Raw genomic sequence first — 25,510 nt, 5'->3', positions numbered from 1 at the left:
TATTGGTTAATCAACAAAAGACAAATAACAAAGAGTAATCAAGGGGCCTTTACGGCCCCTTATCTGTGAGTGCTTCTATTAGTCAGTGGCTCTGGTACATCGACTACAGCAGGTTGTTGATGAACACGACCAAAACAGCGGCAGGTGTGATAAAGCGTAACACGAACATAAAGAGGCTGAAGGCAACATCGTTGCTCAGATCCAACTGGTTTTCGACCGCTTGTTTGTTCATAAACCAACCGACAAAAATCGCGATGAACAGGCCGCCTAATGGCATCATCAAATTGGCGGTTACATAATCAAGCAGATCAAAGAAGGTTTTACTCTCAAAAGCCGAAATAAAAGAGAGCGGGTAAACGTTTGACCATTCGTTAAAAGACAGGATGGTCAGCAAACCCAGTAACCAGATTGAGATGCCGCCCATTAATGTGCCTGATAAGCGACTGATCCCTTTTTGCTCTTCCAGCCATTCCACAACAGGCTCCAGCAAAGAGATAGCGGACGTAACTGCGGCGATGACTAAGAGTCCAAAAAACAGCGATCCGAACAATACTCCACCCGTCATCTGGCCGAAAGCCATGGGTAGTGTTTGAAAGATAAGGCCCGGACCTGAACCTGGCTCAAGGCCGTTGGCAAAAACCAGCGGGAATATTGCAAGACCAGCGAGTAAAGCAACAGCCGTATCTACAACAGAAACAGCGACAGCCGTTTTAACAATAGAGACATTTTTGGGCAGGTAAGAACCGTACGCCATCATCACACCCATGCCTAAGCTCAGTGTAAAAAATGCATGCCCCAAAGCCGTTAAGATACCTGCGGTTGTTAGCTTTGAGAAATCAGGCTGAAACAGGAAAGCAAACCCCTGAGAGAACTCGCCGCTATTCATTGCATAACCGACCATTACCAGTAGTAATAGAAACAGCAGCGGCATCAGGATATTAATTGCTTTTTCCATACCTGAGCGAATCCCGCGGGCAACAATAAAGATGACCAGCGCCATGAAAACAGAGTGCCATACCAGCAATGTCCAGGGATCAGCCAGCAGTCCGCCAAACAGAGCGCCAATACTGTCAGCATTGCCGCCGGAGAAAGCCCCGCTGGCGGATTGGCCAACGTAAGCTAAAGCCCAGCCACCGATAACAGAATAGAAGGAGAGGATTAAAAAAGAAGCAGTGATACCCATCCAGCCAATCCATGTCCAGCGTGATGATAATCCATCCCGGTGGGTTAACATGCGTAGCGAGTTAATTGGGCTGCGGCCACCCCGACGGCCGATCGTGACTTCTGCAATCATGATCGGAAGACCGATTAAGGCAATACACAACAGATAAACAAGCACAAAGGCGCCGCCACCATTTTCGCCTGTGATGTAAGGAAATTTCCAGATATTACCTAATCCGACAGCGGATCCGCTGGCTGCCAGAATAAAGGCAAAGCGGGAGGACCACATCGGATGATCTTTACGTGCTTCAGCAACAGAAGCGTCTTCCATGTATGTTTGACTAGTTTGAGTCACGAGTACATCTCCATTTATTCTTATTCTACTTTTGTGTAGATTGTTTTTTTATACCGTTATCTTCTTCAGGAAGTGCTCTTCAGCCAGTGTATTGGCTATCATGCCGCAAGGAGTGCCGGTCGCGTCGCTGCGACGGAAGATCTCATCGAGTGTTTCTGCGATGGTTTCGATATGGCGCGATACTTTTTCCGGCGAGTGGCCGACACGATCATAGAAAATATCGATAATGCCGCCTGCATTAATGGCAAAATCCGGTGCGTACAAAATTCCGCGTTGTTTCAGCATCATGTCGTGTCGAGCGCTGGCAAGCTGGTTATTGGCCGCGCCGGCAATGACCGTGGCTTTGATGGCTGCTATGCTGTTGTCGTTTAGAATTGCACCCAGAGCACAGGGTGCGAGTACATCGACATCCAGTGACAGGATTTCATCTGCATGAACGGCTGTCGCACCTAATAAGTTAACGGCTTTATCGACCTGGTCCTGATGAATATCGGTTACATAAAGCTTTGCGCCCGCAGCCCTCAAGTGTTCTGCTAATCGGTAACCCACATTGCCTACCCCTTGGATAGCAACCGATAAACCGTTCAGATCATCTCGCCCAAACCGATGCTTTACCGCGGCTTTAAGGCCGATGAAGGTTCCGTAGGCCGTCGCAGGAGACGGGTCACCATTGGATGGCTGGCCGTCGATTCCTGTATGCTCGGTGATACCGGCGACATACTGTGTATGTCGCCCCATTACTTTGAGGTCTGCAACACTGGTGCCGGAATCTTCCGCCGCAATGTATCGGCCACTCAGGCTTTCCAGGCAACGTCCCATCATCTCTAGTAGAGCTTCGGTTTTGTGCTGACGAGGGTCGCCGATAATAACGGATTTACCGCCGCCCAGATCAAGGTTGGCTAAAGCTGATTTATAGGTCATGCCTTTGGAAAGGCGCAACGCATCGGTGAGTGCATCTTCATCGTTGGCATAATTCCACATGCGGCAGCCGCCCAATGCCGGGCCGCGATTAGAGTTATGTATGGCCACAATGGCTTTCAGGCCAGTGGCTTCATCGTGAAAAAAGTTAACCTGTTCGTGCAGATCAAATTCAGGGTGACTAAAAACTGACATATTAACCTCGTTTTCCTTAAAATTTATCTGAGCAATTACGCTTGGCCCATCGCGAATTCAGAAATGCTCGCTGTAGGTGCCTGTAATTGATTGTGTAGCATCAGGCGTTTTTCCTGGGCTTTATGGTAATTCGCTTCTTTTACCGGGCCATAGCCGCGAATTGTTGCAGGTATTTCTGCCAGCTGCTGTGCCGTGCTGTAGAGACTCTGGTCGAAGTTGCTACCATTATCTGCACTCAATGCCTTTTCAATGAGAGCCATGTCAGCTTCATAGTCACGGATGATCTGTCTTTCCAGCTTACGGTCTTCACTCCAGCTGAAGATGTCGAATGGTGTGCCGCGCAGCCTCTTCATTTTTGCCAGCAAGCGGAATACCGGGAGTATTTTTTGGCTGAAGGTGCGTTTACGTGGCCGACCTGTGTGTTTATCTTTGCGGGCCAGCAGCGGTGGAGCAAGATTGAACTCTAGTTCAAACTCGCCTTCAAACTGATCTGACAGTTGTTGACGGAATGTTTCAGAGGTGAGCTGGCGAGCCACTTCATATTCATCCTTGTACGCCAGCACTTTGCTGTAATTTTCAGCGATGGCGCGACTGATATGAGATTTCCTGGTGTTATCTTTTTCAACCCTGCGGAACTGCTCAACCCGCTTCTGATAGCGCTGTGCCAGTGCTGCACTTTGGTATTCGCTGAGATGCTTCATTTCAATCGCAATTTGTTCGTCAAGTGAAGGCAGCATGCGAACTGTTTGTACAGACGGTTCCGGATGCACTGTCTGGACAACCTGTTCCATATTATGCGCCGCACAACGGCCCCATAAAAATGCTTTGAGGTTGGTTTCAACGGATGCGCCGTTCAGCTTGATCGCTTGTTCGATTGACTCTCTGTGCAAAGGAAGCAAGCCTTTCTGGCAGGCATAACCCACCGTAAATAGGTTGACTGCCATACCATCACCCATCAGGTCGGTTGCCAGTTGGGTCGCATCAAAACAGAAGGTGCCATCTTTTCTTGCTGTCGCTTCAATAATCGCCTGCATCTCTTCGTTTGGAACCTGAAGGTCAGGATTGCGTGTAAAGGCGGCTGGCATAGTGTCATGGTTGTTAATGATGGCAAAACTGCGTTTTCCATCGAGCTTGCCAAGCGCTTCTTCACTGGCGCCGACCATCAGGTCAAAACCGATTAACAGGTCTGTTTCGCCCGCAGGAATTCGTACGGTATGTAATTGATCTTGGGTTGGAGCGATACGGATATGACTCATCACCGCACCAAATTTTTGAGCAAGGCCGATCTGATCCAGTACGCCTACGCCTTTTTCTTCCAGATGGCCTGCCATACCGAGTAATGCGCTAACAGTGACCACACCTGTTCCGCCTACACCGGTGAGTAAGATGTTGTAGGGTTTGCTGATATTAGCGGCAACAGGTTCCGGTAGTCCGTTTGACGGCGGTGTCGCATCAAGCACCGCGGCTTTGCGCAAAGTGCCGCCTTTAACGGTGACAAAGCTTGGACAAAAACCACGGATGCAACTGAAGTCCTTATTACAAGATGATTGGTCAATCTGGCGCTTACGACCGCGCTCGGTGGCTTTGGGTAAAACTGATAAACAGTTTGATTGCACACCGCAATCGCCACAGCCTTCGCATACTTCACTGTTAATCACGACGCGCTTATCCGGATCAGGCATCTGGCCGCGTTTGCGACGACGGCGTTTTTCAGCAGCGCAGGTCTGGTCATAGATGAGTGCGGTACAGCCCTTAGTGTCGCGTAGCTCGCGTTGTACAGCGTCGAGATCATCACGATGGTGGAAAGTCACACCATCGGCGAAATCAGCGCGGCTTGGATATTTGTAAGGCTCATCGCTGACAATGGCCAGACGACGTATGCCTTCACCAAACAGCTGATGGGTGATCTGTTGAACGGTCAGTGTGCCGTCCAGAGGTTGTCCGCCGGTCATGGCGACCGCATCGTTATAGAGGATTTTGTAGGTGATGTTCACGCCTGAAGCGATCGCTGCACGGATCGCCAGTAAGCCTGAATGAAAATAGGTACCGTCACCTAAGTTCTGAAATACATGTTTATTATTAGTGAAGGGAGCCTGGCCTATCCAGGTGGCGCCTTCGCCGCCCATTTGTGTGAAGGTTTCAGTGCCGCGATCCATCCAGGTGGCCATGTAATGGCAACCGATACCGCCCAGCGCTTTGCTGCCTTCGGGTACAACCGTAGAGGTGTTATGCGGGCAACCGGAGCAAAAGTGAGGCGTTCGTTCAACCAGAGAGCGAGGTTGTGCTAGCTCAGCTTCTTTAGCGCATAGGAAGGCTAAGCGGGCTGCGACCTGCTCGCTCTGATAGAAAGGTGCGATTCGGGAAGCGATGGCACGGGCAATCATCGCCGGTGTTAGTTCACCTAGTGTGGTTAGCAGCTCATTTCCATTCTCGTCTCGTTTGCCGACGATGCGTGGACGTGCATCGTCCTGCCAGCTATACAGATAATCTTTGATTTGGTCTTCAATAATGCCGCGTTTTTCTTCGACTAATAATAGCTCAGGTGTGTCTTTGGCAAATTCACGAATGCCTACCGGCTCCAGTGGCCATACCATGCCGACTTTATACAGCTTGATACCCAGCTCGCTTGCCATGTCGAGAGTGATGCCTAAGTCATCCAGTGCTTGCAGCACATCCATATAGGATTTGCCAGTGGTGACTATGCCTAAACGTGCCTTGCCTAAACGTGCTTTGGGGCTGTCAATAATGGTTTTGTCCAGCTTGTTGGCACGACAGAAGGCTTCGGCTGCCTTTAATTTGTAGGTATGCAGGCGGGCTTCTTGCTGCATCGGCTTATCTGGCCAGCGAGCGTTAATTCCTTCGCTGGGTAATTCAAAATCAGCGGGGATCTCTATTTTAATCCGTTCCAGATTCAGGTCTGCTGAAATAGATGAGTCGAGTAGTTCTGCCAGTGTTTTGAAGCCTACCCAGCAACCGCTATAGCGGGACATTGCCCAGCCGTAAATGCCGAAGTCGAGCATTTCCTGAATACCGGAGGGATATAGCACCGGTATCATGGCATCCACGAAGGCATAATCGCTTTGATGGGGGAGGGTAGATGACTTACATGCATGGTCATCACCGGCTACCGCCAATACACCACCAAACTTAGACGAACCAAATGCATTGGCGTGCTTTAATACATCGCCGGTGCGATCAACCCCCGGGCCTTTGCCGTACCAGAGGCCGAAAACGCCATCGTATTTTGCGCCTTCAAATACATTGACCTGCTGAGAACCCCAAACCGATGTAGCGCCCAGGTCTTCATTAATACCCGGCTGAAAGAAAATATTATGGGTCGCCAGGTATTTTTTTGCCTGCCACAGGGTTTTGTCAAATCCGCCTAATGGTGATCCACGATAGCCTGAAATAAAACCAGCGGTATTTAAGCCGTCAAGTTTGTCACGTTGTGCCTGCAACATAGGCAATCTTGCTAAGGCTTGGCTGCCTGTCAGGTACACGCGTCCAGAGTCTAATTCCCACTTGTCATTAAGAGATACATCTTTCATGGAGCTACTCCCGTTCTATTCTCGGAAAACATCACGTCAATGCTGATCGGTAGCACTTGTCAGAAGGCTTGATTGATGAACAGCAAGCCGCGCCTAAGTGGTTAACGTCTGTATTGGCAGGTGATGTTTCTCAGCCTTGTTAAAGGCAAAATTAAATAAAGAAACGATCAAAAACTGCAAACAGCAGGCGTTAAGAAAACCGTATATGGATTGAATTTATTCGAGAATAGCTGGAAGTTTGATGCGGTAGGGCTGTCATTGGGTATACCTCAAACAAATACTGGATCTCAGTAATGTTTTACGATTTGTTATTTTTATCCGGGCTTTTTCCGGTCTTTTTATCCGCCTTTTAGGCAGGTAGGTTATGACTACTCTTGTGGAGTATGGATGCAAAGATAGGTTATCTTTTAATCAAGGTCAACAGTTAGTTGACGTTAACGTAAGATGTTCATTTATGGGCGGGTTGTTGCTTATTAGGGTTTATTGGGAAAGTGCTACGTATTGATAAATAGGTATTGAAACCTAACAGGAGTAAAGTGGTTGTAATGCGTAGCGAATCAATCTTTTAGATAAGCACGTTTTGCTTTTTAATTGATTAGGTATTATATGGCCGCCTTGCGTCTGAGTTATCAAACCATTGAGTTTGGTGAGATCGATATACATCTGCGCACTTTGCGTGATAACCAGCAGTTTTTGGATGAAGAGGGTGCTGCCGAGGCGCTGGGCATTTCATCTGCGACTTGGCCGTTATTCGGTATTGTTTGGGAATCAGGCCAAGTGCTTGCGCATTTTATGCTTGATTATGAGATTGAGGGTAAAAGGATTTTAGAAGTGGGTTGCGGGATTGGCCTCACCAGTTTGTTATTGAACCACCGCCATGCCAATATCACTTCTACCGATTATCACCCTGAGGCTGGAAATTTTTTAAGAGAAAATGTACTGCTCAATCAGGGAGAGGTGATACCTTTTACCCGAACCGGTTGGGGTGATGCTGATAGTGGATTAGGCGTATTCGATGTCATCGTTGGCAGCGATCTTCTCTATGAACAAGAACATGTTGCACTGTTATCTGCTTTTATCGATCAGCATGCTAAACCGCATTGTGAGGTTATTCTGGTCGATCCCGGGCGGGGGCATCATGCGCGTTTTAGTAAGCAAATGACAGCGCTTGGCTATACGCACAGTCAGAACAAACCGGTTACAGACTATCTTGATAAGCCTTTTCCCGGGCAGGTATTACATTATTTGCGGTAATTGAAAACGCCGGTCTCAATGAGGCCGGCATTTTGCTGTTATGAATCTACCTAATGAGCCTATGCTCTGTTGGCTGTCGGATTATGGCCGCGAGCATTTTCTCCCGAGCGTACTCCGTCTCTGTGTCCTGGTTTAGGTTTCTTGTGGCGTTTAGGGTGTGCTGGTCGCTGCAGGCGTGACTCCGGCAAGGCATTGACTGGCTGAAAGCCGGCAATATCTTTACGATCCAGCAGCTTTCCGGTCAGGCGTTCAATGGCAGCGAGAAGTTTAAATTCGTCAGCGCAGACTAATGAGATGGCCTGGCCTGTGGAACCTGCCCGTCCTGTACGACCAATTCGGTGTACGTAGTCTTCTGCTACATTAGGTAGGTCAAAATTCACTACCTGAGGCAGTTGCTCAATATCTAATCCGCGTGCTGCGATATCAGTGGCGACTAACACCTGTACAGAATAGCTTTTGAAGTCAGCCAGCGCTTTGGTTCGCGCTCCCTGGCTTTTATTGCCGTGAATAGCGGCTGCTTTGATGCCGGCTGCTTCCAGGTTTTTGGTCAGTTTGTTGGCGCCGTGTTTGGTTTTGGTGAAAACCAGTACCTGGCTCCATTGGTGTTCTTTGATTAATTGGATCAGCAGAGCAGGTTTTCTGTTTTTATCGACAGGTGAAAGCCATTGCTCCACGGTGGGTGCTGCGGCGTTGCGTGGCGTGACAGATATTTCGACAGGATTGTTAACCAAGCCTTTTGCAAGCTTTCGGATATCGTCAGAAAACGTCGCAGAAAACATCAGGTTCTGGCGTTTTTTAGGCAGCAGCGCGAGGATTTTTTTAATGTCATTGATGAAACCCATATCCAGCATGCGGTCTGCTTCATCCAGTATCAGAACTTCCAGTTGATCAAACTTAATGGCTCTTTGGTTGTATAGATCAAGCAAGCGGCCAGGCGTGGCAACCAGAATATCCACGCCTTTACGCAATCTCATCATCTGCGGGTTGATCTTTACGCCACCGAAAACAACAGTGGAGTGCAATGTTAAATTTTTACCATATGTCTCAACACTTTCGCTGACTTGTGCTGCGAGTTCGCGTGTCGGGGTGAGTACCAGAGCGCGAACCTGGTTTGGCCTTGGGCGGTTACCTCTGGATAACAGTTCCAGCAAGGGCAGTGTAAAACCCGCTGTTTTTCCTGTGCCTGTTTGTGCAGCTGCCATGACGTCCTTGCCTTCAAGTACAGCAGGAATAGCCTGAGCTTGAATAGGAGAAGGGATGGTGTAGCCTTTTTCAGTAACAGCGTCGAGGATAGGTGCGGACAGGCCCAGGGAGGCAAAACTCATAGAATATCTCTTGTTGATGTGTATTACAGGGTGGTTCGCCTTTTCTGGCGGTCGTGCAGCTTACAGGATCTGCTGCTTAAGTGCTATGACTAAGCAGCAGGCGCGCTGTTTATGTGTCTCCCTGGCAGTGCTTTTTTAAGTTATACATCAAGCCCCAACTGTTGTCTGGCTGCTATCAGAACATCCGGATTGACGGGCGGTGGAGACAAATCCACCCCTTGTTCCATGGTTTTAACAATATGTTTTAATACTTCTAGTCGGGCATACCATTTATGATCTGCGGCAATAGGATGCCAGGGAGATGTTTGCGTGGAGGTGCGCTTAAACATCTGATTAATGGCCTGCTCGTATGCGGGCCAGCGTTGACGGTTGCGGATATCTTCTTCTGTCAGCTTCCAGCGCTTAATCGGGTTGCCCAATCGTTCCGAAAAACGCTTTAGCTGCTCTTCTGCTGATATGTGGAGGAATATTTTGATGATTCTTGCATTATCGTCCGTCAGCATGCGCTCGTATTCATTAATCTCCTGATAGGCTCTTTGCCATTCAGGTTTGCCGGCAAACCCTTCAATGCGTTCTACCAGCACGCGTCCGTACCATGATCGATCAAATATTGCGATTTTACCCGGAGACGGCAGGCGGGTCTGGAAGCGATAAAGGTAATGTTTTCCTTGTTCCTCCTGGGTGGGTGCGCCAATCGGGTGAACCTGAAAACCGCGAGGATCGAGTCGTTCTGTTACACGTCGGATGGCACCGCCTTTGCCGCTGGCATCCCAGCCTTCAAAAACAATGATGGCGCGTCTATTTTGGTGGTAGTAGGCCTGCTGTACATCTAACAGTCTGCGTTGCCATTTTTTTAGCTTGCGTTGATAGATTTTCTTCTTAGCGATGCGGGCTTGTTTAAAGCAAAGCGATGACAGGGTGGTGATGTTTTTTTCTAAAAGAATATCTGATGGATGTTGCATGGGTTGCTCACTCAACTGAATTAACGTGAGTGTAAACGCTGTTGGTCGCTATCTCAACGAAGCGAGAGGCCAGGCAGTTAAGGTATTAGGTGTATTTGGGAAATAGAGGGATGTTGCTATAAGTGGTGCCGGCACCAAGAGTCGAACTCGGGACCTACTGATTACAAGTCAGTTGCTCTACCAGCTGAGCTATACCGGCGCTGTGTGAAGTGGGCGTATAATAATGACATGAATCGTTTTGATCAAGCCCTAAAACGATTTAATTTCAAATAATTAACAAGGAGAAGCGGATTGTATAAAAAGCGTACAATCCGCTGTGTTTAATGGCTTATTCGCCTACTGGGATACGTATTTTCTGGCCGGGATAGATCAGATCCGGATCTTTAATAACTTCCTTATTGGCTTCAAAGATCTTGGTGTAGTCATTACCATTACCCAGATGTTTCTGAGCAATGGCCCAAAGAGAATCACCCGCCTGGATGGTGTAATACTCGACATTGAGTGCTGTATTATCCATCAGTTGCAGACTATCTGCTTTTACTTCTTTGATGCCTTGGACATTTCCAGCCATCAGGATCGCTTTTTCGAAAGCAGCTTGATCTTTTGCTGAGCCGGATACGCTAGCTACGCCGTCCTCAACGGTGACGCTCAGTCCCTCGATGCCAGGGTTATCTGATTCTATATGTTTCTGAATTTCCTCAGCAGGGTCTTCATTTGAACCGAATAGTTTCTTTCCGAGATTTGAAGCAAAATCAAACAGGCCCATAATATTTTCCTTTTAAATTGAATTGATCAGGCGTCGCATAATCAATGAGTAATCATTCCATAATTAATCTGAATATTAGCTGGCTAAAAAATGAAAAAATCCTAATTGATTCAAACCTGAAATTAATTAATAGTGTCGGTTGTCAGAAAAAAAAGCCCCTGTAGACAGGGGCAAAAAAGACAACTCGGATAGATAGAGTTGAAAGTAGGGATGTGATAGATACGTGGTTTCGTGAAAACAACAACACGAATGCCTCTATCGATTAACACTATCGATTTTTATTGTGCAGTGCACAATTATACTTTAGTATTAATTGCTTATCTTATTGATATATAAGTATTTTATTAGGCGTTTTATATAATTTATCTTTGTGCGCTGCATTTTTGTTGAGCTTTTTCTGAGAATTCTGTGTTATTTGAAACGGAATGGATGCGCTGGATAAGTGCCAATGATGCGCACTTCTTTTGCAAAAAAATCGAGTTCCTGAAGTGCATATTGCATCGCTTTCTGGTCCGGATGACCTTCAACATCCAGATGAAAGCTAGCCGCTTGCATCGTATCGGAGGACATATAACTTTCCAGCTTAACCATATTGACACCATTGGTGGCAAAGCCCCCCAGACCCTTATACAACGCGGCGGGAATATTGCGAACGGTGAACATGATCGTTGTTATGAAGGTGATGCTTGTATCCAGTTTTGGCATGTGGCTATCTTTGGCTAAGATAACAAAACGCGTTGTGTTACCGGTTTTATCCTGGAAGTTTTCTCTGAGAATCTCAAGACCATAGAGCTCAGCGGCGAGGCTGGAAGCGATAGCGGCATGTCCTGGCTCGTCCATTGTCAGTAGTGCTTCTGCAGCGCCCGCTGTATCGAGGCTGGCGATAGGTATCAGCCCGAGGCTTTTGGTGTTGCTGTCGCATTGAGCCAGTGCCTGGGGATGCGAGGACACTTTACGAAGGTCTTCCATGCGGGTGCCTTTTTTAGCCAGAAGACAATGGTTAACCGGCTCAAAATGTTCGCTGATGATGTGTAGCTGGGTTTTAGGCATCAAACGGTAGATCTCTTCTACACGTCCGGCGGTAGAGTTTTCCAGTGGAATCATGGCAAGTTGAGCTTCTCCGCGCTCAACCATAAACATTGCATCGACAAAGCTTGCACAGGCGAAGGCTTCCATCTCCGGATGAACATGATGGCATGATAAGTGAGAGTAAGCGCCTTTGTGTCCTTGATAAGCAATGATGTTAGTGCTCATGATATAGTGATTTCCATCAGTCAGTAGTGAGTCGATTAATCAGTTATTATGTCATAGGGATGCGTACAGGTTGAAATTTTCTAAGCAATAATATGAACGAATTCTGCGCGACTACACAACATAATAAAAGGTGGGGCTTTGCGAAAACAACGAGCAATATCATTATCAATAGTTGCGCTGCTTTGTAGTCTGATTTTATCCTGGCAATCCTATGTTTATACCCGCGATTGGGGATTGGTTGAGGTACACAAGCAAGGTTCCGTTCGTTTACTGGATACTATCAGCGCACTGCGTAATGCCATTGACCAGTATCGATACCTGCCTTTTCTGCTTTCACAGAACCGTGATGTCAAGGATCTGTTGGTTCAGCCTAATCCGGACAAAATTATTCGCGTCAGCCGTTATCTGGAACAAACCAATCTGGTGGCGGGTTCTGCTGCTCTGCTAGTGCTTGATTTAGCAGGACGGGTAGTGGCTTATAGTAATTGGCGTGACCAGGATCCGAAGGCTGCCCGTATTTATCAGGATGCTCCTTTTTTTACACAGGCCATTTCTGGTGAGCAGGGGCGGCATTTTATGTTGGATGGAGCCCCGTTGCGGCCCTCTTATTACCTCTCAGCCCCTATTTATCATCGTCAGATGTTGATCGGTGTGTCGGTGATGCGGCTTGATATCTCCAAGATTAACGAACTACTTTCTGCTGATTATTCATTTTATGTGTCGGGTCAGGGTGATCAGTTGTTGTTTGCCAGTCAGCTTTTAGCGCAGGGAGCCGATGATTTCTGGCCTCTGACACCGCTGCACTCAGAGACACTGAATGATGGCCGGGATATACAGCTATGGAAGCATGCAAGCGGTGTTAAATTAAATATGGCTGTGGAGCTGGATGATTTGGGGTGGAGTGTGGGAACGTTGAATCCGGTTGAGGCGGCTGAACAGCGCGCCTCGTATGTCGGTTTTACCGTGGCGGGCGGTTGTTTGGCGCTGGCATTGCTTGTACTTTATTTGCGCGAATTCAGGTTAAAACGACGTTCGCAGTTGGACGTTATCCGCGCCCAGAGAGACAGTGAACAACGACAGCGTTACATTATTAATACGGCGCAGGTGGGGTTGATTACAGTGGATAAGCGAGGCTCGATTGTTTTTATCAATCCGATGGTAATGCAACAATTTGGTGTATCGCTGGCACTGATTATCGGGCAGCCACTACATATATTATTTACAGATCTTGAGCAGTTTACACCGCTTAAACGCTGGTTAGATGGCTTGACTCGGGGAGAGTTTACGCCCATTACGGGCTACGAGGTTGTCGGTAAACGCTCGGATGGATCGATGTTTCCGTTGTTGTTTTCAATCAGGATGATGACCGCTGTTCCTGAGCCCAGCTACCTGGTGACGGTGATTGATATTACACGCCGCAAACGCTTGGAACATACGCTACGTGAGGTCAATGAATCTCTTGAGCATAAAGTTGCGGAGCGCACTAAGGCCTTACAAGCGGCGCAAAGCGATCTGGTTCAAGCTGAGAAGCTGGCAGCATTAGGACGAATGTCAACGGCGATTGTTCACGAATTAAATCAGCCATTAACGGCGATGCGCAATTATCTTGCTATCGTTAAGCGTATAAAAGAACAGCCTGAACTACTCAGCGAGAATCTTGATCTGTTAAACAGTCTGGTAGACCGTATGGCGCTGATCACTGGTCAGCTAAAGTCATTTGCTTATAAAAATCCGGATAAACGTGGCACCGCTGAATTAATTTCCGCGATCAAGCGCGTATTAAAACATTATGAATTTCTCTTTTCAGAACAGCGTATTAACTGTATTTTTGAATGCGATCTGGATGTTTGTTGGGTGCAAGCAGACGAGGTGCGTCTTGAGCAAGTGCTGACTAATCTGATTAAAAACGCCTCTGATGCAATACCGTTATCAGCATCCGGGGAGGTATCTCTACGGCTTAGTTGCGCTGAAGGTACAGCCGTTCTTGAGGTCCAGGATAGTGGTGAAGGAGCTACTGATGACCAGTTACTGCATATGTTTGAGCCATTTTATACCTCCAAAAAAATGGGCGACGGTTTAGGTTTAGGGTTGTCGATAGTGGACAGTATTATTCGTGACGTCGGCGGTAACATTCAGGTGAGCCGCAATCACACGCAAGGCTTGTGTTTTACCGTTTCTTTACCGTTAGCTGTTAACAGCAAAGAGGATTTTTTGATTGGATAATTGTGAGCGTGTTCTGTTGGTTGATGATGAAGCAATAGTGCGTCAATCGACCGAGCAATGGTTGAAAATCTGCGGATTTATGGTTGATAGCTTTGCGTCTGCTGAGCAAGCATTAACAATGATTGATGATTCATTTTCAGGGGTTGTTATCACGGATGTGCGTATGCCTGGCATGGATGGATTGCAGTTTATGCGAGCAATATTGCAAAAAGTACCCGGGTTGCCTGTGATATTGCTGACTGCGCATGGCGATGTTGATATGGCCATTAGTTCGATGCGTGATGGTGCTTATGATTTCATTGAAAAACCGTTTGTGCCTGATCGTTTGGTAGAGACTGTACACAGGGCCTGTGAGAAGCGTCGGCTTGTATTGGAGAATCAGCAACTTCAGCATACCTTGGCATCTCAGTCAGGTATCGATACCAAGATTATTGGCATTTCGCCTGTTATTCAGCGTCTGAAGCGGGAGTTATTAAAGCTGGCAGAGCAGGATACCAATGTAATTGTCTATGGAGAAACCGGCACTGGCAAGGAGTTGGTTGCGCAGTGTTTACATGAATACAGCCACCGGAAAACAAATAACTTTGTGCCAATCAACTGCGGAGCTATTCCTGAGTCGTTAATAGAAAGCGAGTTATTTGGTCATGAAGCCGGCGCTTTTACCAGTGCTGCGAAGAAGCGTATCGGAAAATTTGAATATTCTGATAAAGGCACTTTGTTTCTGGATGAAATAGAGAGCATGCCTCAGAACTTGCAGATTAAATTGCTGCGTGCATTTCAGGAGGGCATCATTGAGCGTTTAGGCTCAAATAATCCTATCAGTGTCGATCTTCGTGTGATTGCGGCGGCAAAAGTTGATTTGAGAGAAGATGATAACTTCAGAGAGGATTTGTTTTATCGCCTGAATATTTCACAGCTGCATATTTCTCCCTTAAGAGAGCGGCTTGAAGACGTCCCGCTGCTATTTAATCACTATTTGAAAATTATGGCCGTGGATCATGACAAGCGACAGCGAACGCTCTCTGCTAATGACCTGTCCACATTAACCAGCTATCACTGGCCCGGCAATGTACGAGAGTTAAAAAATTTCGCTATTCGCTATTCCTTAGATTCAGACTTGTCCGTTGCAGATATTTTGTTATCAGCGGAAGGTATGTCTGCGACTGAGTCTCGTCCATTTCGCGATGTGTCATTGGCGACTCAGGTGGCCAATTTTGAAGCGCAAGTCATTAAAGAATCGTTAAGTCGGTTTCAGGGAAGTATCAAGGATACAATGGAGCAGCTTGATCTGCCGCGTCGGACCTTGAATCAAAAAATGATTCGTTATGGGATCAGCAGAACGGATTTTAAGGAATAGGCAATAAATAGCTCATCAGAAGTTCTCTTCTCACTTTCTTGTCCTGCTGATATCGCTGCAGCCTTTTAACCATCAGGTACTGAGGTGATTTCCTGAATAAGCCATTTTTTGCTTATTCATTCTTGGGTAATCAGCCAAAAAGTGCTCATTTATTGGTAACTAATAATTTTAAATTTATTTATTTGATATAAAACAGTGGGTTGCGTTTGTTGGCCCGATATTCGCTATCTGTAATCTGAATTCTAACTAAAATATTCGTGTTATATTTGTTAAACAACAATAAATAGATAAATAAGGTGGCAGAATGAAAATTAGTAAACGCTCATTGATTAAAACACTCTCAATGGCTGTTGCGTTGAGTACGGTAGCTGGCGTCAGCGGATTGGCTCAGGCTGAAGAGAAACGTTCCTATATTCTGGCTACCGCCTCAACCGGTGGTACTTATTATCCAGTGGGCGTTGCATTAGCAACATTGGCAAAAATTAAGCTCGAACCCACTAATAAAATCTCTTTGTCAGCTATTAACTCTGCAGGTTCAGGCGAGAACCTTAAGTTAATGGGTGAAAATGAAGCGCAATTCGCTATTTTGCAAGGACTGTATGGTGCATGGGCATGGGAGGGAGAAGGCCAGTTAGCTAATGCTGGTCCACAGAAAAATCTGCGTTCTATTACCATGTTATGGCAAAATGTTGAGCAATTTGTGATCAAGAGCAAGTTCGCCAAGACGGGTACTATCGATGATCTGAGTGCTTTGAAAGGTGAGAAATTCTCTATCGGTAAGAAAAACTCGGGTACAGAAGGCTCTGGGCTGGCCATTCTGAATAATCTGGGAATTGATACTGAGTCGCTTAATATGGCGTATATGGGGTATGGATCATCAGCAGATGCTCTGCAAAACGGTACAATTGAAGGCATGAATATCCCATCAGGTGTACCAACATCTGCCATTACACGCGCATATGCTTCTACGGGCAGCGATATTACCGTTCTTGACTTTACCGATGAACAGATCGAAAGAGCTAACGGTCATTATAAGCTGTGGACTCGTTTTAACATCCCGGCTAACACTTATCCTGGGCAAACAAAAGAGATCAACACAATGGCACAGCCTAACTTCCTGGCAGTGCGCGATGACGTCTCAGAAAATGATGTTTATTTACTGACAAAAACATTTTATGAAAACCTTCCGTTTCTGAATGGAATTCATAAAGCAACTAAAGCGATGTCGCTGGAAAAAGCGATTGTAGGTCTGCCTTTACCATTGCACCCAGGTGCGGCACGTTATTACAAAGAGATGGGATTGACCATTCCTGATCATCTGATAGCGGAATAATCTGTTAAAACACGATGTGGCCCAGCCAGGGCTGCATCGGCTATTTCTTTGTCATTATTTTCAAACAGATCCAACATCACGGGTGAGCGATTATGACTCAAGCATCGAATGCTGATGAGCAGAGTACTGCTGAAAAACTGAAAAGTCTGGAGTTGGCGCAACGCGATGATACTAGCCTTGTTGGCCGTTTTATCTACTGGGCCGGCGTCGTCTTTGCTATTGCGCATATTTACTTTAATACCTTGGGGACATTATCTGAATTGTGGGTTTCTGCGATCCATTTTGGTGGGTTTGCATTGCTTTGCTCTCTGATGTTTCCGATGGTGAAAGGACAGGCGGGTGCGAAAGGATCCATTCTTTTATTAGATATTCTGCTGGGCTTAGCTGCTATTTCCTGTGCGATATACCTGATTGGTTTTGAGGACGCGTTGTATGAGCGAGGGGTTAAATTCTCGACCTGGGATTGGGTGTTTTCCATTATGGCCATCGGTATTGCGCTGGAACTGACGCGCCGCACCACAGGCTGGTTTATTCCAACAATGATCCTGTTCGCCTTAACCTATGTGTTTTGGTGGGGGCCTTATATTGATGGCATGTTTGGTTTTGCCGGCCTTAGCCTTGAAACCGTTATGTACCGCAGTTATTTTTCGTCTGAGGGAATGTTCGGGCAGATTGCTCGTATCTCATGGACGTATGTATTTATGTTTATTTTGTTTGGTGCTTTTTTGGTTAAATCAGGCGCCGGTGAGTTTATTATCGAGTTATCGCGCTGTGCTGCCGGCCGTTTTATCGGCGGCCCAGGATTTGTTGCTGTGCTCGGATCGGGTTTAATGGGGTCTGTATCAGGTTCTTCTGTTGCTAATACTGTTTCTACCGGGGTAATCACTATCCCGTTGATGCGTAAAGCGGGCTTCCCCGCTAAATTTGCGGCAGGTGTTGAGGCAGCTGCGTCTACAGGGGGGCAGTTGATGCCGCCAGTAATGGGAGCGGGTGCCTTCATTATGGCTTCTTATACCCAGATTCCTTATGTTGATATTATTGCGATTGCAGCCTTGCCGGCGCTTTTGTACTTCATGTCAGTTGGTTTTTATGTACGTGTTGAAGCGAAGCGCAGTCATGCACATGCTGTTGAGCTGGATAGCCGTCCAGCTAAAGAGGTATTAAAAGAGGGCTGGCATTTTCTGTTGCCACTGGGAGTGCTGGTAGGACTGCTTATTTATGGTTTTACGCCCACTTACGCTGCGGGTATTTCAATTCTGTCCGTGATTGTGGCTTCTTGGTTGTCGAAGCATCCGATGGGTGTGAAAGACATTTTGGACGCCTTGGCACAAGGCGCTAAAAATATGGCAACAACGGCCATACTGCTGATCGCTGTAGGTCTGGTAGTCAATGTGGTTGCGATGACGGGTATTGGTAATACCTTTTCGTTAATGGTAACAGAGTGGGCGGGCGGTAGTCTGCTGATTACACTGGTGCTGGTAGCGTTGGCATCCTTAGTGCTTGGTATGGGTTTACCGGTAACGGCTGCCTATATTGTATTAGCTACCTTGTCTGCGCCTGCGTTATATAACCTGATGGCAGAAATGCAGTTAGTACAGCTGATCGTAGATGGAACCTTGCCAGAGGTGGCGAAATCATTCTTCATGCTGGTGGATATGGATAAAGCGGCATTACTTGCGGCACCTATGTCTGAAGCGAGTGCGCTTGGGTTAGTTGATATGATCCCGGCTGACTTAAAAGGCCAGATATTACAACAGGCGATAGATCCGGTATCTTTATCGATGTTGTTATTGTCAGCTCATATGATTATTTTCTGGTTATCACAAGACTCCAATGTCACCCCGCCGGTTTGTTTAACTGCTTTTGCGGCGGCTGCCATTGCCGGGACTCCTCCGATGGCAACAGGAGTTATGGCATGGAAAATTGCAAAAGGTCTGTATGTTGTACCTGTGCTGTTTGCTTATACCAATTTCATTGGTGGGTCAGCTGTTGAAGTGTTAACAATTTTTGTTTTTGCACTGTTTGGTATGTACGCCTTAGTCGGGTTTATGGAAGGTTATTTAGAGGGACGTTTATCCTTGATAATGCGACTGATCTCTGGCGCGGCGGGTCTTGGTTTGCTCTGGCCGCACCATATGATTGTTATCAACCTGATATCGTTGGCTGTTTTTGTTGCGGTGTTTATGTATAGCCGTCGTGACTCAGAAGCTAAACCGGTGACTACCTAAACCAGTAAGCTAAATTAACTATCCGGCACTAGCGCAAGAGATTTGTTTTGTAACTCCTGCGTTAGTGCATACAAATAGCCGCATCTTTATTCCTTCCTTTCTGCCTGGTATGACAGCCCCATCGTTCGCGACTACCAGAGAAATGTCGTTAAACGCGGGCTGACAGCTCCAGTCAAGTTGCATAAAACCTGGCTAAGCCCATAGGGCTTAGCCAGTAATTTTTAGTGGCGGAAACTAGAAATTAATGCAGGAATACCCGGCAACATGCCTACCGAAGCCATGACGGTTGTTAGCAGAGCAAACATAACTCCCGGTATAATCCAGCGAGTCATCTTGGTTAGCTCCGCGCTGCGTTCTTTACACCCAACCAAGCCAAGGTTATCAAGCAGCATCGTAAGCGACCAACCAAAAGCAGGGTTAACCAGTGCAGAAGCAAATACAACAATCGCTGCTGATTGTGTTGTTTTACCTTCACGGGTCATTTCCATTCCGGCTTCAAGCAACGGAATAAATACCCCCACCACTAATGCAACGCAAAGCACGGGTTGCCATATCGCTAAGTCCATGGGGTAGCCCCATAGACCAGCCACTATACAAAACAGGGCTGTTAGTAACGCTCCTGCAGGAATAGGGCGCTTAGCGATAGCCGCTGGAACTATATATGTCCCCCAAGACGACGCAAAGTTAGCCCCACCTAACAGGGAACCGAAGGTTTGACGAATAGACGCACTGGTCATGGTGTCGTCAATGTTCATTTGTACCTTTTCAGTGCGTTCAGGGTAACTGATTTTTTGAAATACTTGATGCCCTAAGAAATCAGGAGACCACATTGCCACGGCTAAAATAGCGAAAGGCAGTACCACAACAAAACTCTCTACAGTCGGTAAACCAAGCATCCAACCTGAATTTTCGCCCCACCAATACATTGGGTTCAGGTTAGGTAAGCCAGGACCGGTTTTAAACTCAAAAGGCGCGCCCATAGCAAAGGCCAGGGTTCCGCCTAGTAAGCAACTCAGCGGTACCGCTAACCAACGTTTTCGCCAATGTTCAAGTAATGCATACAATATAATCGTACACAGAATGACCACAAAAGGAACGTGTGTCATACCGATGTCTTCACCCCAGGTGAACAGCTTTTTAACCTGCGAAATGGTGCCGACAAACCCAAGGTACAGCAATAATCCACCGCAAACGCCCTTACTGGTAAGGTTTGCCAGCATGCTTCCGCCTTTACTGATGGCCAACATCAAACCAAAAGCACCAATGAGTAGTCCAAATGCCATAGGGTGACCGCCTGCGGCGACCACAATAGGAATCAGAGGAATTAGCGGACCATGAGTACCTGCCAGGTTAGCAGTGGGCAGTAGAAAGCCCGAAAAAATAATAATGAAGAAAGAGGCGATGAGCAATTCATAGCGCACGTTTTCTAAAATAAAGCTTTCATCAAGCCCAAGAGGAGCGGCAAAGGTTGCGGCTATTGCGCCCACCATTACCACTTTACCAATAGTACCCGCCATTGCCGGTATACTGTCTTCTGGCTCAAATCGATAATCTCTGAAAGGCAAATTAGGCCGCCAGCGTTTAGGCGCCATTATTTGCAATTCGTGCTCTAAATATTCTTCTCTCGTATTAAAATCTGAACTCGGCTTATGTTTTTGCTCGTAATTAAGTTCATCCTCATTTTGTTGAGGCACAGAACTTTGCTCATGTGTGGGGTTAGAAATATTGCCCATGACAGTTCCTTTGCTTACTAGCTAAAAAAGTGATGCTGCTTTGCAGCATGCATATCCTATCTCAACGCTGCACATCTAACTAAGCAACAATAGTCACATATGACGACAATAATTAGTCGTAGCGTTCAGGAAATAAACGCCCGAAAAACAACTAATTTAGTCGAATATAGGTAGAGTAAAAACCATAATGTGGTAAGGGTAGCAATCTGCTTGATTTAAAAAGCAAGAAGAATGATGAGTCGAAAATAGGTGCGTATAAGAAAATAACCCAGCGGCTTCGTATCCCAATCGTAATACTATTAACAAATAATAATTCTTAATGTTTCAGGATGTTTATTAAGCGTTTAGCTGGATTGCATCAGTAGTTTGTAATCATATGCCATCAGTTTCCAGCGATGCAGGTCACCCAGGTGGCCTATTCTTTCAAGATAGACTTGTGAAAGCTGGCTATTCATTTTAGCTGTTTTTTGCTGCCAGGCGGGAGGAATCAGCGCATCGGCAACATGTACAGCGGTTAATGGCTGAAAGGTCTGATCTGCTGATAAATGAGGAATAGGGTGGAATAATATGGCTTCAACCGTGAGCGAAGGTATATTCCAGAGTGCCATTAATGCCGCGCCGACTTCGCCATGGTAGACACCGGTGATTTTTCTTTCTGCAGAATGAATCGGTTTTTCTTCTTTAACTGCGTACTGTAGAACCTTCAGGTACGCGGCAGGGTCTTGAGAAGCCATTATCAGAATGCCAATGTCATGTAATAAACCACCTAAAAAAGCTTGTTCGGTTATTCCTTTGTCAGCCCCGACATCTTGACAGATTTCACGTGCGAGCCTGGCTACCAGCAAAGATCGGTGATTAACTTTTTCAAATGAAAAATATTTCCAGTTTTTGTGAGGAGGGTAAGTGCTGGATGTTTGGCTGGATAGCGCCAGCCCGCGCAGCATACGAGTTCCAATGATAGAAACGGCTTCAGAAATATGACTGATTTGACGTGGTAAGCCGAAGAAAGACGAGTTAACCAATTGAATGACCTTTGCACTCAGCGCCGGGTCCTGTTCCACAATCTCCGCAATTTTTCTGGCATCTGTCGTATCAGAACCGAGGGCTTGTGTTAGTTTATTAAAAACAGAGGGCGCCGCAGGGAGTTTACTCTGTTGGCTGATGAAGTGTATCAGCGTGGGTCGGCTGATAAGCCGTGTCACTTTGAACAAGTACTCGATCGTTTGCGTAATGCTGCTTACATCGGCAGGATCTGGAAAAATGCGATGTGTTAGCTCTAATTTTTGAATTGATTCTTTTGGGGTTTCCAGCTTGCTGCCTAGTTGGAAGCGTAAAATATCAGGGTACCTTTCCTGAACTCTGCGCAGTAGATTAATTTCAATATAGTCTTTGGTTGAGCTGCTGATCAAAATAGCGTCGCAATGCGAGATTTCTAAACGAGACATCAGGGCCTCAGGATCATCAAAACAAAAAACTTGCCAATTACGATCTGTTTGCTTGAGTGCGCTTGACCAGTTTAAGTATTCACCATGCGGGTCCAGTAGCATTATCCTGATGTTAGTTTCAGTATGAGCTTGTTCTATAGACATCGCATGGGTCTCTGCATTAAATCAATGTATTTTAATGACGCTTTTATCACAAATAACGACTGTTATTCCTTGTTGTCAGTGTTGTCAGTGTTGTCAGTGTTATCAGTGAGGTCGTCTGTTCCCGTGGTTTTGGGTTTGTTTTCTTCGCGCATGACACAATAGATACGAAAACCAAAGACAGTAATTAAGGCGCCTAATAAATCGACAATGGCAACAATGGGAAGCTCAAGAATCAGATTGCGGTCTTCCATTGACGATAACGTATGAGCGATAGGCATCTCAATTAATTGTATGCCGGTAAAAAGAATCGCCATGCCCGGTAACAGCGTCCAGAAATAGTCGGCACTTTCTTTCCAGCTTTGTTTTAGGCTATTGAGTGGGGTTTGTTTCTCAAGGACGCAGATATAATCAGCAAAAGCCAGACGAACGCCGATATATACACCCGGAATGATCAATAGCAGTAAACCACCAAACACCGCAAATGAGGTAAGAATAAAAGTAAATAGCAGACTGCGCCAGAACGATAGACTGGCAATGATGGCCTGAGAGGCAGTGAGTGCAGAGTTACTTAATTTTGACTGCATATATAAGATGGTAGCACCCCAGTAAATGGGGAGAAATGACAGGCTCAAAATAGAGATGTAAGCGGTTTGCTGCCTGAAATCATCGGTTTCTGTGGCGTTGATATCCATGGATAATGCCAAGCCGTTGAGAACAATCAGGAACGGTAATTGAATTTTTGCAATCATTGTAAAGTTTTGCTTAAAAAAGAAAAAACTTTGCCTTAGGTATTCAAAAGTATTCATAAGTAATGTATTTATCTGCGATGGATTATAGATTGCGGTTATGAAGGAAACGGTTGACTGTATCAACGATAGCCTGAGTTTGAGGGTCTACTTCGAGGTTGATTTTATCACCGATATTAGCATTGCCAAATGTCGTTACCGCGAGTGTTTCCGGTATCAGGTGGATGCTGAACGATGACGCCTGAACTTCCCCTGTGGTCAGGCTGCAGCCGTTTAGTGCGACAAAACCTTTAGGAATGATGTATTGAATCAATTCTGCAGGCGCTGTTAACCAGAGAGTACAGTTGTCCGGTGTACGGATTATTTGGCTGATGGTTGCAGTGGATGATATATGCCCCGATAATTGATGCCCGCCAATTTCATCACCGTAGCGAGCGGCGCGTTCAAAGTTAATACGATCTCCAATTTCTAGTTTCCCAAGGTTGGTGACCTGAAGGGTTTCTTCTATCACGTCAAATTGAACTTCATTCTGAGAGAACTCAGTAATCGTCAGGCAGGTGCCGTTAATAGCAATACTTGCACCAGTTTGCAGGTTTTTAGTGTGGCCCTCGGGTAAACTAACTCGTATTTGCATAAATTGGTCACGTTTGTTGAGTGCGATGACTTCTGCCAGTCCCTGCACAATACCTGTAAACATCTTTACCTTTCCTGTGTGTTGCGATTAATCTGGAAGGTAGAGGATAGCGTATATAGACTAAAAATACCTGCACCTTAGGAGGTTCGCATGCATTATCTGATAAGCGGTGGAACAGGTTTTATCGGCACGGCTTTGGTCAAGTCTTTATTGGGCGATGGTCACAAGGTCACGGTTATTACACGTTCGCCAGAACAAACGATTCTGGGCTTTGGCGGTACAGTCTTTACTGTTGGTCTTGAGAAAGTCGGTCAGATAGTTGAGGGTATCGATGGGGTTATAAATCTGGCGGGCGCCCCTATTGTGGATAAGCGCTGGAGTGAAGAGCGTAAACAGCTGCTACGAAACAGCCGAATTGATTTTACCCGTACTCTGATAGAGCAATTGAAGCAGGCTTCTGCCCGACCGGAATTTTTTATCAGTGGCTCTGCCATTGGCTATTATGGATCACATGAAGGCGGTGCCCCTTTGCCTGAAAAAAGCCCTCCTGTGCCAGGTTTTACACATAGTTTATGCCGTGATTGGGAAGAGGCAGCCCTTGGTGCAGAAAAACAGCTGGGTTGCCGTGTCTGCCTAGTGAGAACCGGTGTCGTACTGGGAGACGGAGGCGCGCTTAGTAAAATGTTACCGCCTTTTAAATTTGGGCTTGGTGGGCCGATTGGTGATGGGCAGCAGTGGATGTCGTGGGTGCATTTGTCGGATGAGGTGGCCATTATCCGTTTTTTGATGGCGCACAAAACCTTATTTGGCGCTTTCAATGCGACTTCACCTAATGCGGTTACTAATGAAATATTTAGTCAGGCTTTAGGCACTGTGTTGAGCAAGCCTGCAAAAGTAAGGATGCCAGGTTTCATGATGAAACTTCTGCTGGGTGAGGCCAGTGAATTATTACTTGAAGGGCAAAGGGTGTATCCGGCACGTTTGTTAGATGCAGGGTTCGAGTTTACTTATCCGGACCTTGATCGGGCGCTAAAGTCGGTTCTTCAAAAAGATCAGCCGTAGTGTTTTCAGCGGTTTTTGTATCGTTAGTGGCGGCCGCTGTAGTAGATAACTTATCTGTTGACTGCTCCAGATGAGATAAGGTTTGTTTCAGTTGTGCTTCGATGCGTTCGAGTTGATTTTCTATGCGGGTGATGCGGCGAATATTGTCATTTTCACGCGCTAACATCGCTTCTTCATCCTGCTCGATGAAGAAGACGGAAAAGCTTGCGGTAAGCATTGAGAAGAGAGCGATGCCCATTAGAATCAGAAAGGCACCAAACAGGCGGCCGGTGGTTGTGCTGGGTACCAGGTCACCATAGCCTACCGTAGTAATGGTCACCCAGGCCCACCAGATGCCGTCTAGTGGTGAATCAAAAGCGGGATCAACTCCTGAGATGATGAAACCAGAAAATAACATGATAAAAAAGCTGATAAAGAGCGTAAGTCCCAGGTTGTGGCGTGACAGTATTGAACGTACATCGGTGGATATGCGCAGGAAAATACCGAACATAATCAGGAGCCGTAAGCTTCTCAATGCCCCGGCATAGAAGGTCTCCATGCCCCAAATAATCGGCAGGCCTGCCAGAATAATCAGGATGTTCATCCAATTGTTAAGCAGGTATTGTTTTTTATCATCAACCAAAGATAACAGAATACTGGTTTCGGCAATAAAGCAGAGCCAGATAAACCAGTCAGTAAAAAAAGTGATTGACGGGGCTGCTAAGCCTTTCTCACGCAGATACCAATCGACGATGATCCACACAGCAACAAATATCATGGGGCCTTCGAGGCGTCGCGACCAGCTTTGAGCTTTAAAGTTCTCCTGTTCACTGACACCACCGAAACCTAACTTACCAAGAAAAGCCTGATGCCGTTCAAATGTCATTG

The 25,510-nt window shown here is 46.4% G+C and carries 18 protein-coding genes and 1 tRNA gene; 6 read left to right on the top strand and 13 right to left on the bottom strand.

The window, feature by feature from the left end:
- Window positions 1–103: 103 nt before the first annotated feature.
- From BM099_RS07315 to BM099_RS07305, 3 genes are all read right to left on the bottom strand, one after another.
- Window positions 104–1,492: a sodium-dependent transporter gene (locus BM099_RS07315; protein WP_090726278.1), complete on the bottom strand. Its 1,389-nt coding sequence runs from the start codon at window positions 1,490–1,492 to the stop codon at window positions 104–106.
- Window positions 1,493–1,564: 72 nt separating this feature from the next.
- Window positions 1,565–2,629 carry a Leu/Phe/Val dehydrogenase gene (locus BM099_RS07310; RefSeq protein WP_090726276.1) on the bottom strand — a complete coding sequence of 355 codons (1,065 nt, stop codon included), beginning with the start codon at window positions 2,627–2,629 and terminating at the stop codon, window positions 1,565–1,567.
- Window positions 2,630–2,664: 35 nt separating this feature from the next.
- Window positions 2,665–6,177 carry an indolepyruvate ferredoxin oxidoreductase family protein gene (locus tag BM099_RS07305; protein ID WP_090726275.1) on the bottom strand — a complete coding sequence of 1,171 codons (3,513 nt, stop codon included), beginning with the start codon at window positions 6,175–6,177 and terminating at the stop codon, window positions 2,665–2,667.
- A gap of 606 nt (window positions 6,178–6,783) precedes the next feature.
- Here BM099_RS07305 and BM099_RS07300 point away from each other — a divergent pair.
- On the top strand, window positions 6,784–7,431 hold the full coding sequence (locus BM099_RS07300; RefSeq protein WP_090726273.1) for a class I SAM-dependent methyltransferase: 648 nt from the start codon (window positions 6,784–6,786) through the stop codon (window positions 7,429–7,431).
- A 59-nt stretch (window positions 7,432–7,490) separates the two neighbouring features.
- Here the strand turns inward: BM099_RS07300 and BM099_RS07295 are convergent, their stop codons facing one another.
- The 5 genes from BM099_RS07295 to BM099_RS07275 form a co-directional block, all read right to left on the bottom strand.
- Window positions 7,491–8,756, bottom strand: a complete 1,266-nt coding sequence (locus BM099_RS07295) for a DEAD/DEAH box helicase (protein ID WP_090726271.1) — start codon at window positions 8,754–8,756, stop codon at window positions 7,491–7,493.
- A gap of 140 nt (window positions 8,757–8,896) precedes the next feature.
- On the bottom strand, window positions 8,897–9,718 hold the full coding sequence (locus tag BM099_RS07290; RefSeq protein WP_090726270.1) for a polyphosphate kinase 2 family protein: 822 nt from the start codon (window positions 9,716–9,718) through the stop codon (window positions 8,897–8,899).
- 123 nt (window positions 9,719–9,841) lie between these two features.
- Window positions 9,842–9,917: transfer RNA gene (locus BM099_RS07285), tRNA-Thr, on the bottom strand.
- Between the two features lie 129 nt (window positions 9,918–10,046).
- On the bottom strand, window positions 10,047–10,484 hold the full coding sequence (lysM, locus tag BM099_RS07280; RefSeq protein WP_090726268.1) for a peptidoglycan-binding protein LysM: 438 nt from the start codon (window positions 10,482–10,484) through the stop codon (window positions 10,047–10,049).
- Window positions 10,485–10,895: 411 nt separating this feature from the next.
- Complete coding sequence (locus BM099_RS07275) at window positions 10,896–11,738, bottom strand: prephenate dehydratase (protein WP_090726266.1); 843 nt, start codon at window positions 11,736–11,738, stop codon at window positions 10,896–10,898.
- Window positions 11,739–11,876: 138 nt separating this feature from the next.
- Between BM099_RS07275 and BM099_RS07270 the strand changes: the two genes are divergently transcribed.
- The 4 genes from BM099_RS07270 (at window position 11,877) to BM099_RS07255 (ending at window position 18,879) form a co-directional block, all read left to right on the top strand.
- Window positions 11,877–13,961, top strand: coding sequence for a sensor histidine kinase (locus tag BM099_RS07270; RefSeq protein ID WP_090726264.1), 2,085 nt, complete (start codon window positions 11,877–11,879; stop codon window positions 13,959–13,961).
- A complete protein-coding gene (locus BM099_RS07265) occupies window positions 13,954–15,318 on the top strand; it encodes a sigma-54-dependent transcriptional regulator (protein ID WP_090726263.1) in 1,365 nt (454 codons plus the stop codon). The genes BM099_RS07270 and BM099_RS07265 overlap by 8 nt, the downstream gene beginning before the upstream one ends.
- Window positions 15,319–15,622: 304 nt before the next feature.
- On the top strand, window positions 15,623–16,651 hold the full coding sequence (locus BM099_RS07260) for a TAXI family TRAP transporter solute-binding subunit (RefSeq protein ID WP_090726261.1): 1,029 nt from the start codon (window positions 15,623–15,625) through the stop codon (window positions 16,649–16,651).
- Between the two features lie 92 nt (window positions 16,652–16,743).
- Entirely contained in the window at window positions 16,744–18,879 is a 2,136-nt protein-coding gene (locus BM099_RS07255) for a TRAP transporter permease (protein ID WP_090726260.1), read from the top strand.
- 221 nt (window positions 18,880–19,100) lie between these two features.
- Here BM099_RS07255 and BM099_RS07250 read toward each other — a convergent pair whose 3' ends face one another.
- The 4 genes from BM099_RS07250 to BM099_RS07235 form a co-directional block, all read right to left on the bottom strand.
- Window positions 19,101–20,612 (bottom strand): DUF3360 family protein, encoded by a 1,512-nt coding sequence (locus BM099_RS07250; RefSeq protein WP_090726259.1) that lies wholly within the window; start codon window positions 20,610–20,612, stop codon window positions 19,101–19,103.
- Window positions 20,613–20,956: 344 nt separating this feature from the next.
- Window positions 20,957–22,201 carry an HDOD domain-containing protein gene (locus tag BM099_RS07245; RefSeq protein WP_090726257.1) on the bottom strand — a complete coding sequence of 415 codons (1,245 nt, stop codon included), beginning with the start codon at window positions 22,199–22,201 and terminating at the stop codon, window positions 20,957–20,959.
- Window positions 22,202–22,263: 62 nt separating this feature from the next.
- Window positions 22,264–22,950 carry a YciC family protein gene (locus BM099_RS07240; protein WP_177201107.1) on the bottom strand — a complete coding sequence of 229 codons (687 nt, stop codon included), beginning with the start codon at window positions 22,948–22,950 and terminating at the stop codon, window positions 22,264–22,266.
- Window positions 22,951–23,032: 82 nt separating this feature from the next.
- Window positions 23,033–23,644, bottom strand: a complete 612-nt coding sequence (locus BM099_RS07235) for a riboflavin synthase subunit alpha (RefSeq protein ID WP_090726253.1) — start codon at window positions 23,642–23,644, stop codon at window positions 23,033–23,035.
- Window positions 23,645–23,731: 87 nt separating this feature from the next.
- On the opposite strand from BM099_RS07235, the gene BM099_RS07230 reads away from it, so the two are divergent.
- Window positions 23,732–24,643 (top strand): TIGR01777 family oxidoreductase, encoded by a 912-nt coding sequence (locus BM099_RS07230; protein ID WP_090726251.1) that lies wholly within the window; start codon window positions 23,732–23,734, stop codon window positions 24,641–24,643.
- Here BM099_RS07230 and BM099_RS07225 read toward each other — a convergent pair.
- The gene (locus tag BM099_RS07225; protein ID WP_090726250.1) at window positions 24,585–25,508 is read right to left on the bottom strand and encodes a potassium channel family protein; all 924 of its coding nucleotides are present in this window, start codon (window positions 25,506–25,508) and stop codon (window positions 24,585–24,587) included. The genes BM099_RS07230 and BM099_RS07225 overlap by 59 nt on opposite strands.
- Window positions 25,509–25,510: the final 2 nt, after the last annotated feature.

It is taken from the genome of Neptunomonas qingdaonensis (genome assembly GCF_900113275.1).
In the GTDB taxonomy this organism is placed as follows: domain Bacteria; phylum Pseudomonadota; class Gammaproteobacteria; order Pseudomonadales; family Balneatricaceae; genus Neptunomonas; species Neptunomonas qingdaonensis.
This window is presented reverse-complemented; position numbering and strand designations above follow the sequence as displayed.